This window comes from Aquirufa rosea (assembly GCF_004118285.1).
In the GTDB taxonomy this organism is placed as follows: domain Bacteria; phylum Bacteroidota; class Bacteroidia; order Cytophagales; family Spirosomataceae; genus Aquirufa; species Aquirufa rosea.
In genome coordinates this window covers 1-12928 of record NZ_SDHY01000010.1, presented here as the reverse complement: position 1 = coordinate 12928, position 12928 = coordinate 1, and the positions used below count along the sequence as shown (strand labels likewise).

General features: G+C 44.3%; 1 protein-coding gene. It reads left to right on the top strand.

Annotated elements, in window-relative coordinates; all coding sequences use genetic code 11:
* The coding region (locus ESB04_RS12235) for an Ig-like domain-containing protein (RefSeq protein WP_205749514.1) at positions 1-12928 on the top strand (12928 nt) is incomplete at both ends.

Sequence of the window (12928 nt, the reverse complement as noted above, 5' to 3'; positions counted from 1 at the left end):
GTGACGGTGAGTCCAACTACCTTCAGTAAACTGGCGGTAAGTTTAGCCAGTCCACAGACCAATGGTTCGGCATTCACCGGAACGAATACCCTTACCGCCCAAGATGCTTATGGTAATACAGTGACCACCTTTAGTGCAGCTACTAATAATGTGACGGTTACTACTAGCTTAACAGGTACAGTAAGTGGATTAGGAAGTGGGGTAAACAATATCCTAAATCAAGCGAGTGATTTCACGAATGGAGTGGCGAACTTGACAACATTAGGCTTAAAGTTCACAGGAACATCTGGAAGTGGAACATTTACCTTTACTCCAGCGACGGGAACAGCGGTGACTAGTTCATCGATAACTATTAATGCCGGTGCAGCTACGAAATTAGTAGTAACTGGAACCGGTACGCAAACAGCTGGTGGCACCCAATCAATCACTATCACGGCATTGGATGCCAGTGGTAATACAGCGACCACATATAACGGATCAAAAAATATTACCTTCTCAGGTGCGAATGCTTCATCAAGTCCGGTAACAAACCCGACGGTAGCGGGAACCAACTTTGGAACGGCAACTAGTTTAACCTTTACCAATGGTGTTGCTACGGCGACTATGGCCTTGTTTAAGGCGGAAGCTGCCATAGTAGCAGCAACAGATGGTAGCATTTCTGCTGCTGGTGCCGACCGATTGGCAGTAAGTGTTTCGCCGGCTAGTTTAGATACTTTTGCCCTGTCCTTAACTTCTCCACAAGTCAATGGTTTGGCATTTACGGGTACGAATACCATCACGGCGCAAGATGCCTACGGAAATACGGTAACCAGTTTTGATGCTTCTCAAGATCAAGTTACGGCTACAGTAAGTTTAAGTGGAACCATTTCTGGATTATCGGGTGGTAATAAGCTCAACAATGTCAATGATTTTGTGAATGGAGTGGCTAACCTGACGGGCTCATTGAAATATACCGGTACCATAGGAACAGGTTCTATTACCTTTACATCAGCTTCGGGTAAATCCGGTTCTGCAAATGGGGAAATCACTGCCGGGGCAGCTACTAAATTAGTAGTAACGGGTTCTGGTAGCCAGACTGCGGGAGGAACTCAATCCTTGACAATCACTGCCAAAGATGCGAGTGGAAATACCGCATTAACTTATACGGGAGATAAATCATTGACTTTCTCTGGAGCCACTAATTCTCCAAGTCCTTCTACCTCACCAACCGCCACAAACAAGAACTCCACAGCTGTAGACTTCGGTACGGCCACCACGGTTACATTTACGAATGGGGTGGCAACGACGAATTTGAAATTGTACAAAGCAGAATCTGCTTCGATTTCGGTAACGGATGGAAGTATTTCAAGTACAGGAGGAGATCGACTTAATGTCAATGTTTCGGAAGCAAGCTTCAGTAAGTTAGCCGTAAGTTTAACTAGTCCACAAATTAGTGGTACTGCCTTTACCGGAACCAATACCTTGACCGCTCAAGATGCTTACGGAAATACAGTGACCAGCTTTAGTGCAGCCACCAATAACATCACCATCACTTCTAGTTTATCAGGTACTATTTCTGGATTTACGGGAGGTAATGTCATGAACAATGCAGGACGTTTTGTGAATGGTGTAGCGAATTTAACCAGCGTTATGATATTTACAGGTACTGCTGGTTCCGGAACCTTCACCTTCACTCCAGCCTCTGGAACAGCCGTGACAAGCTCCAGTATTACGATCAATGCAGGTGCCGCTACCAAGTTTATTATTACGGGATCGGGTACACAAACAGCGGGTGCTACACAAAACATTACTATTACGGCGAAGGATGCCAATGATAATACAGCACTTACCTATTCAGGCAACTATAGTTTAACCTTTAGTGGTGCGGCAAGTTCTAGCAGTCCAGTGACTGTCCCAACCGTAAATGGAACGAATTTTGGTACGGCTACCACTTTGAATTTTAGTAGTGGTGTGGCAACAGCCACTTTAGCCTTGTACAAGGCAGAAGCCATTAATTTGGTAGCTACACAATCATCCATTACTACTTCAGGTGCTGATCGTTTGGCAATCACCGTAAGTCCAGCAGCCTTTGATAAATTAACCACTAGTTTAGCTACACCTCAAATCAATGGGGTAGCATTCACCGGAACTAATACCTTAGAAGCAGAAGACGCATATGGTAACACAGTAACCACATTTGATGCCAGTACAAATAATGTAACCGTTACAACCAGTTTGACGGGAACTATATCTGGATTATCGGGAGGGAATAAGTTGAATAATGCGAATGATTTTGTTAGCGGAGTAGCCAATCTAAGTACTTTAGGCTTGAAATTTACAGGTACTGCGGGAACAGGAACATTTACCTTTACTCCTCAAACGGGATCTACAGTTACTAGTGGAACCGTTGCGATTAGTGCAGGCGCTGCTACTAAATTAGTCGTTACAGGCACAGGTTCAGAGACAGCGGGTGCTGCACAAACCATTACCGTTACAGCGAAAGATGCACAAGGAAATACGGCAACAGGATATACGGGTTCTAAGACTATTACATTCTCTGGAGCAAATAGCTCATCCAGTCCAGTGACCGCTCCAACGGTTGGTGGGGTTAATTTTGGCACGGGTACTAGCTTGAGCTTCAGCAATGGTGTGGCCACAGCATCTATGATATTGTATAAAGCAGAAGCAGCCCAAATTGCTGCCACGGACGGAACTATTTCTGCGGCAGGTGCTGACCGTTTATCGGTGACAATAACTGAGTCTAGCTTCAGTAAGTTAACCGTAAGTTTACAATCTCCACAAACGAATGGAACGGCCTTTACGGGTACGAATACCTTGACGGCTCAAGATGCTTACGGAAATACCATCAACAGTTTTAGTGCATCAGGAAATAATATTACAGTTACTACTAGCTTAACAGGAACTATTACAGGTTTATCGGGTACGAATAAATTGGACAATGCCGCTGATTTCACCAATGGTGTAGCGAACTTGACAAGCTTAGGCTTAACGTATACGGGCACTTCGGGAGACGGAACCTTTACCTTTACACCTGCCACAGGAACTGCGGTAACAAGTTCAAGCATCACCATTAATCCAAGTGCGGCCACTAAATTTATCGTAACGGGAACCGGTACCCAAACAGCTGGAGGCAACCAAGTGGTAACGATTACCGCCAAAGATGCGAGTGGAAATACAGCCACAGGTTATACGGGTGATAAGTCAATTGTTTTCTCTGGAGCAACAAGTTCTATCAATCCAAGCACTGCACCTACGGCCAGAGATAAAGATAATACAGATATTAATTTTGGTACGGCTACTACCATCACCTTTACGAATGGGGTAGCTAGCTCGCAAGTGAAGTTATACAAAGCAGAAGTTGCGAACATTGTTGCAACACAATCCTCGATTACTACATCGGGTACTGACCGCTTGTCAGTGACGGTGAGTCCATCGAGCTATACGAAATTGGCGGTAAGCTTAGCGACGCCACAAATCAATGGGGTAGCCTTTACGGGTACGAATACCTTGACAGCACAAGATGCTTACGGAAACACGGTACCAAGCTTTGATGCGAGTGCGAATAATGTAACGGTGACGACCAGTCTGACAGGAAGTATTTCTGGCTTGTCGGGTACGAATAAATTGACAGGCGCAGGTGACTTTGTGAGTGGTGTAGCCAACTTGAGTACGAAGTTGATTTACACAGGAACAGTAGGAACAGGCACCTTTACCTTTACCCCACAGAGTGGTACAGCGGTAACGAGTGGTTCGGTACAGATTAATGCAGGAGCAGCTACGCGATTGGTGATTACAGGAACTGGAACACAAACAGCTGGGGTATCTCAAAATATCACCATCACCGCTAAGGATGCGCAAGGAAATACGGATGCGGCTTATACAGGCTCTAAGACGATTACCTTCTCCGGAGCGAATAGTTCGGCTAATCCATCCACCGCTCCAACGGTAGCAGGCACTGATTTTGGTACAGGTACAAGCGTTAGCTTCACCAATGGTGTGGCTACCGCTTCTATGTTGCTATACAAAGCAGAATCAGCTCAGATAGCTGCTACGGATGGAACCATTTCTGCAGCAGGAGCTGACCGTTTATCGGTGACAGTATCTGAGTCTAGCTTCAGTAAATTGGTGGTAAGTTTAGCAAGTCCTCAAATCAATGGCGTTGCCTTCACGGGCACGAATAGCTTGACGGCACAAGATGCTTATGGTAACACAGTGAATAGCTTCAATGCTTCGGCAAACAATGTGACGGTAAGCACAAGCTTAACAGGAAGTATCAGTGGCTTATCAGGTACGAATAAATTAACTAATGCGGCTGATTTCACCAATGGTGTAGCGAATTTGACAAGCTTAGGCTTAACCTTCACGGGAACTTCGGGTGACGGAACATTCACCTTTACACCAGCCACAGGAACAGCGGTAACCAGTGCTAGCATTACGGTGAATCCAGGTGAAGCGACGAAATTTGTGTTGACAGGTACGGGTTCACAAACAGCAGGGGGAAGTCAGGTTGTGACCATGACCGCCAAAGATGCGAGTGGAAATACGGCCACCGCTTACACTGGTGATAAGTCGATTGTCTTCTCGGGAGCAGGAAGTTCTATCAATCCAAGTACTTCACCAACGGCTAAAGACAAAGACAATGCTGACATTAATTTTGGAACAGCCACGACGATTACCTTTACAAGTGGGGTTGCTACCTCTCAAGTGAAGTTATACAAGGCAGAATCTGCCTTGTTAGTAGCTACCCAAGGGGCAGTGACTACTTCGGGAGCAGATCGTTTAAGCGTGACAGTATCGAATGCGGGATTAAATAAATTGGTGGCTAGTTTGGCTAGTCCACAAACCAATGCTTCGGCCTTTACTGGTACGAATACCTTGACGGTACAAGATGCTTACGGTAATACAGTTACTTCTTTTGATGCCAGTGCGAATAATGTTACTGTAACTACCAGCTTGACAGGTACGATTTCAGGTTTGTCAGGAACGAACAAATTAAATAGTGGCTCTGACTTTGTGAATGGGGTGGCAAATTTGACAAGCAAATTAATATTCACAGGAACCGTTGGAACTGGTACATTTAGCTTTAACACGGCTACAGGCGGTGCTTCTGGTACGAGTGGCAATGTAGTTATCAACCCTGCTGCAGCTACACGTTTGGTGGTGACAGGTACGGGTACTATCACAGCAGGCGCCAGTCAAACCATCACTATTACAGCAAAGGATGCCAGCGGAAATACCGTGACCTCTTATGCAGGATCTAAAGCATTGACTTTCTCAGGATCTACGCAATCGACTAACCCAGTAACAACACCTACCGTAGCGGGAGTCGATTTTGGAGCAACAACCAATTTGACCTTTACGAATGGGGTTGCCACGGCTTCCATGATTCTATACAAAGCAGGAGAATCGATCATCGTAGCGAATGATGGAAGTATTGCTTCCTCTGGCGCAGATCGATTAACGGTCAATGTGAATCAGGCAGGTTTAAACAAAATCCACGTGTCTTTCACTACCCCACAAACCAATGGTGTAGCTTTAACAGGAGTCAATACCATCACGGTGGAAGATGCCTATGGAAACCCTGTCTTGGATTTTGATGCTTCGACCAACAACGTTACAGCCACCACAGGTTTGGGAGGAGTTATTTCCGGGCTTTCTGGAGGAGATAAGTTAACTAGCAATACCGATTTTGTGAATGGTGTAGCGGATTTAACAGGTAAATTAATTTATACGGGTACATCTGGTTCTGGAACGATAACCTTTACCACCGCCACAGGAGGTGCTACTGGCTCATTTAATGGGGTGATTAATCCAGGTAGCGCGACGAAGTTTGTTATTACAGGTAGTACAACCCAAACTGCAGGAGCCTCTCAAAGCATTACAATTACTGCGAAAGATGCCAGTGGAAATACGGCAACTTCTTATACAGGAACTAAGTCATTGACCTTTACGGGGGCAAATAATTCCAGTAATCCATCCACTGCACCGACAGTTGCGGGTACAAATTTTGGTACAGCTACAAACATTAGCTTTACTGATGGGGTGGCGTCAGCCTCTATGGTATTGTATAAAGCGGAAACAGCACCGATCGTAGCTACTCAAGGAAGTATCACCACTTCAGGTTCGGATCGATTATCAGTGGTAGTTTCAGCAGCGAGCTTCAGTAAATTTGTGGTGAGTTTAGCTAGTCCTCAAACCAATGGAGTTGCGTTTACTGGTACTAATACCTTGACCGCGCAAGATGCCTATGGTAATACAGCTTTATACAATGCCTCCGTTAATCCAGTAACAGTTACTACCTCGCTCACAGGAAGTATCACAGGATTATCGGGTACCAATATCTTGAACAGTGCCGGAGATTTCACCGCAGGTGTAGCTAATTTAACTTCTAAATTTATTTACTCGGGTGAAGTAGGAACAGGTACTTTCACCTTTACTCCAACTACTGGTACGGCCGCTACTAGTGGTAATGTAACTATCAATGCGGGTTCTGCTACGAAATTTGTCATCACTGGTTCGGCTACACAAGTGGCTGGTGGAACACAGACCATTACCATTACGGCTAAAGATGCCAATGGTAATACGGCAACAGGATATACAGGAAATCATGCCTTGACCTTCTCTGGAGCTAATTCTTCTCCTAATCCATCCACTGCACCGAATGTAACTGATAATACCAGTGCGGCCATTGACTTTGGAACAGCCACGACCATCGCGTTTACGAATGGTGTTGCTACGGCAGATTTGAAATTGTACAAAGTCGAAACAGCTAATATTGCTGCTAGTGCCTCTGGAATCAATGCTTCTACAGGTTCTGATCGTTTGACGGTTGCAGTGAGTCACGGTGTGGCAACTAAATTTACCGTTAGCTTAACCAGTCCACAAAATTCAGGTACAGCCTTTACAGGAACTAATACCTTAACCGCCCTTGATGCCTATGGAAACGTAGCTACCGGCTTTGATGCTTCAGCTAATGTGATTACAGTTACCTCTTCGTTGACTGGAACTATTTCCGGACTTAATGGCTCTAACGTGTTGAACAATGCCGCAGATTTCAGTTCGGGTGTGGCTAATTTGACCAGTAAATTAACCTTTACAGGTACTGCAGGTACAGGCACCTTTACCTTTACTCCAGCTTCTGGTACTCCAGTTACTAGTGGAAACGTGACCATGGGAGCAGGTACAGCCACTCGTTTAGTAGTTACGGGTACAGGAACACAGACTGCAGGTAGTACACAAACTATTACCATTACTGCTAAAGATGCGAATGGAAATACGGTAACTACTTATACAGGTGATCATGCCATTACTTTCGCTGGGGCAAGTTCTTCCACTAATCCAGTGACAGCTGCCACAGTTACGGATAAAAATACTTCTGCAATTAACTTCGGTTCAGCTACTACTATGACCTTTACAGCCGGTGTGGCTACAGGAACAATGGCCTTGTACCATGTAGAGTCTCCGTATATTACTGCGAGTGCTTCAGGAATTACGGCATCCACGGGTTCAGATCGATTAGCAGTAGTGGTTAGCCCTAGTATAGGACTTAAATTTGCGGTTAGTTTGACGAGTCCACAAACTAACGGATCAAGCTTCACAGGTACCAATACCTTGACCGCTTATGACTCCTGGGGTAACGTGGCAACAGGATTTAATGCTGCTAGCAACAACATCACGGTAACGAGCACTTTAACTGGAATAATTTCAGGCTTAAGTGGAGGAAATAAATTGAATAATGCGGGAGACTTTACGAATGGGGTTTCCAATTTAACTGGATTAACTTTTACCGGTAATGCAGGAACGGGAACCTTTACTTTCACCCCAGCATCAGGTACTGCTGTTACCAGTTCAAACGTAAGCATTTCAGCAGGAACTGTAAGTAAATTAGTGATAACAGGTAATGGGTCTCAAACAGCTGGTGGCAGTCAAACGATTACCATTACCGCTAAAGACGAAAACGGTAATACGGTTCTTGGTTATACGGGAGATAAGATCTTGGTATTTTCTGGTGCTAATAGTTCCGCAAATCCTTCTACGGCACCAACGGTATCCGACAAGAATAGTTCGGATATCAATTTTGGATCAAATACCGTGGTAAGCTTTACCAATGGTGTGGGAACAGCCATAATGAAATTGTACAAGGCAGAGTCTACTTTGATTTCAGTAACTGATGGAACTGTGAGTACTTCAGCTATGGAAAATAAATTAAATGTTTCTGTTAGCGGTGCCACGGCATCGAAATTGGTCGCTACGACCTTGTCACCTGCCTACCCAACCATGGGATCTAACAATGTTACCTTGAACGCTCGTGTTCAGGATGCCTATGGTAACCAAGTGAATGTGAGTTCCAATACGACCTTGCAATTAGGACTTACCATAGGAGGAGTTGATAAAACGACCAAATTAATGCGTACTACCGCTGGCGGAGTTCTTTTGGCCAATCCGGTGACTGTGACGATCAATGCAGGAAGTAGCTCTTTCTTAATTGATTATTTACGTTTTGATGAATCTACCAGAAATTCCCCATCTTATACGTATAATACCAATGCGATTGTTACGACTACGGCTATTTCTGGAATGAGTTTAACGGCTAGTTCTACAGATGCCTTTGCCATTACAGAAGGAGCAATTTACCAGCCTAAATCTTCAGGTAACTGGACTTCTGTAGCCTGGGAGGTTTCTTCTGACGGTGGAAATACCTTTACAGATACTTCAGCTCCAACACAGACTTCTCAGGGAGAATACGATATTGTAAAAATCCCATCAGGAATTACCACGACCTTAAATACCAATATCGAATTATATAGTTTGATTATCGATGGAGTGTTTGATTTGCCGTCAGGAAGTACCTTGACATTAAAGCACTCTAGTAATCCTGTAGCGGAATATAACATTCATACCCATGGAACTTTTAAAAATTCTGGAGGAGAATTTGTCAATACGATTAGTTCTGAATTATTAGCATTCCATGGAGGTACCTATGAGCATGCCAGAAATGGAGGTTCTATTCCGGCATCCACTTGGTCATCTAACGCTGGGGCAGGAACTAATGCTTTATTAAAAGTGACAGGAATTACTTCAACAGCTTTGACGGGAGGATTGGATCAAAGCTTTATGAATGTGGAATGGAACAATGCTTCTCAAAGTGTTGCTCAGTCATTACATGGTAATGTTTCCGTATCTCAAAACTTAAATATCATCAGCGGTGATTTATCCATTGGTTCTAATACATTAACCTTGAATGGAACTTTATCGAGTATCACAGGTAATTTATTAGGTAGCTCTAGTTCTAACTTAGTGGTTAATACCAGTTCAGGAACTCCTACTTTATCCTTTAAATCGGGAGCTCGTCAATTGGGTAATTTGACCATCAATACGGCCTCTGGAATTGCCTTAGACTCTGATGTATTAATCAATGGTACCTTAGATTTACAAAATGGTAAAATAGTTACTAACGGTTCAAATGTATTAAGCATAGCAAGTGGAGCCAGCATTTCGGGTGCAAGTTCATCAAGGTATGTACAGGGTAAATTGGCCAGAGGAATTCCTCAAAATTCTAGTACCGTTAACTTCCCAATTGGTGATTCAGATAACTATGCTCCATTGAGTCTATCTTTTGCCGGAAGATCGGGTAATTTGACCATTACTACCTCAACTACTGTTCCGGGTGCAGCTCCAGCTATAGCATCGGGTATTAGTCAATCGAAATACATCAACCGTTATTGGTCAATCAATGATTTAGATAATACATCTGGAACATACAGCACTATGACCGCTACGCTTAATTATGTAGCTGGTGATATTCAAGGAGGTGCTAATACATCCACTTTAATTGTTAGAAAGAAATTAGGTGATACCTGGTCCATCGGAGCAGCGGGTACACGAACAGGTACATCGGTTCAAAGTTCAGGATTTAGTTCTTTAGGAGATTTTTATGCCGGTGAAACCGCTGGAACGAATAAGTTTGTATTAAATGCTCCATCGGATATTGTAGCGGGTACAAGAGCGGCTTACACCGTTTCTCGTCGAGATATTGCCAATTTATCCAGTACCATTGGAGCTCAAACTGTATATTTATACACCACAGGTGGTTTGTTCCACAGTACGGCAAATAATGGTAGCTTACTTACTTCGGTGAATATTGCGGATGGAGATTCTACAGCTAATTTCTGGTTCAGCAATACTACAGCGGGTAATTATACCATCACGGTGTCAGATGCAAGTCCAGCGGCCGATGGTGCTACTGGCATAGCAGATGCATCGGATAATATGGTAGTAAATCCTGCTGCTGTTGATGCGGCCATCTCTACTTTATTGCCAACCAGCGCAAGCATAACCGCTGATGGAGTAAGCACTCAGGTATTAACTGTTAGGGCCAAAGATGCCTATGGAAATAATTTGACTTCAGGTGGAGCCACTGTAACCATTGTTAAATCTTCTGGTACTGGTAGTATAGGCTCCGTAACCGACGTAGGTAATGGTACTTATACCGCCACGGTGACTGCACCAAGCGCCGCAGGCTCAGGTGTTTTTGTGGCTACTATTGGAGGCGCTGATGTGAAGAGTGGAACAGGGGTGCAGACACAAGCTACCATTACCTACAACCCAGGTATATTGGATGCTGCTTTTACTACCTTGACACCATCTTCAGCCACCATCACTGCTAATGGAACAAGCACTCAAGTATTGACAGTAACCGCCAAAGATGCCTATGGAAATAATTTAGGAGCAGGTGGTGCTACGGTAACGATAGAGAAATTATCAGGTTTAGGTAGCATTGGTGCTGTTTCTGATGTAGGAAATGGTACTTATACCGCCACAGTCACTTCTCCAACCACAGCTGGCTCAGGTATATTTGTCGCTACCATTGGAGGAAATCCAGTGAAAAGTGGAGCGGGCTCTCAAACCCAGTCAACGATTACTTTTGCACCAGGTACAGCTACTAAATTGGTAGTTACGGGTAGCTCTACTCAAACCGCCGGAGGGGCTCAAACTATCACCATTACAGCCAAGGACGTAAATGACAATACAGCCACCGCTTATACAGGATCGCATACTATTACTTTCTCAGGTGCAGCAAGCTCATTAAGCCCAAGTACCTCACCAACGGTAGCTGGAACGAATTTTGGTACGGGAACTAATTTAACATTTACCAACGGGGTTGCCACCGCATCCATGGTATTGTATAAGGCTGAATCAGCTCAAATTGCTGCAAGCGATGGAACGATTTCAGCTGCGGGCACTGATCGTTTGTCAGTGGCAGTGAGTCCAACTTCCTTAAGTAAATTTGCTGTTAATTTAACGACACCACAAATTAATGGAGTCGCCTGGACGGGAGTAAATAATGTTACTGCACAAGATCAATTCGGAAATACCGTTACAGATTTTGATGCTTCCCAAAATATTGTTTCGGTTACTGCTGAGTCAGTGGTGGTTGTTTCCGGATTATCTGGAGGAGATAAGTTGAATTCAGCAGCAGACTTTGTGAATGGAGTTGCCAATTTGACGAACAAATTAATTTTGACAGGTACTTCAGGAACAGGGAATTTGGTATTTACGGCTGCTTCTGGAGCAACAGGTTCTGATTCAGGAGACCTATTGCCTGGTGATGCCACCAAATTTGTGATAACAGGTACAGCGACCCAAACGGCAGGATCCTCACAAACCATTACCTTGACAGCCAAAGATATTTCTGGTAATACGGCCACTTCCTATACAGGTAACAAATCAATTACTTTCTCTGGAGCCAATAGTTCATCTAGTCCAGCTACGACACCTACTGTGGCAAGTACTAATTTTGGAACGGCAACTACCTTGAACTTTAGCAATGGTGTGGCTACCGCTTCCATGTCATTATTTAAAGCTGAATTAGCGAACATCGTAGCAACGCAATCTTCAATTACCACAACGGGAGCCGATCGTTTATCGGTAACAGTGAATCCAAGTACCTTTTCTAAATTGGCAGTAAGTCTAACTAGTCCGCAAGTGAATGGAGTTTCATTTACTGGAACCAATAATTTAACTGCATTAGATACCTACGGGAATACGGTAACGAATTTTAATGCTTCAACAAATAATATAACAGTTAGTACCGATTTGACAGGAAGTATTTCTGGCTTGTCGGGTACGAATAAATTGACAGGCGCAGGTGACTTTGTGAGTGGTGTAGCCAACTTGAGTACGAAGTTGATTTACACAGGAACAGTTGGAACAGGCACCTTTACCTTTACCCCACAGAGTGGTACAGCGGTAACGAGTGGTTCGGTACAGATTAATGCAGGAGCAGCTACGCGATTGGTGATTACAGGAACTGGAACACAAACAGCTGGGGTATCTCAAAATATCACCATCACCGCTAAGGATGCGCAAGGAAATACGGATGCGGCTTATACAGGCTCTAAGACGATTACCTTCTCCGGAGCGAATAGTTCGGCTAATCCATCCACCGCACCAACGGTAGCAGGCACTGATTTTGGTACAGGTACAAGCGTTAGCTTCACCAATGGTGTGGCTACCGCTTCTATGTTGCTATACAAAGCAGAATCAGCTCAGATAGCTGCTACGGATGGAACCATTTCTGCAGCAGGAGCTGACCGTTTATCGGTGACAGTATCAGAGTCTAGCTTCAGTAAGTTGGTGGTAAGTTTAGCAAGTCCTCAAATCAATGGCGTTGCCTTCACGGGCACGAATAGCTTGACGGCACAAGATGCTTATGGTAACACGGTGACTAGCTTCAATGCTTCAACGAACAATGTAACGGTAAGCACAAGCTTAACAGGAAGCATCAGTGGCTTATCAGGTACGAATAAATTAACTAATGCGGCTGATTTCACCAATGGTGTAGCGAATTTGACAAGCTTAGGCTTAACCTTCACGGGAACTTCGGGTGACGGAACATTCACCTTTACACCAGCCACAGGAACAGCGG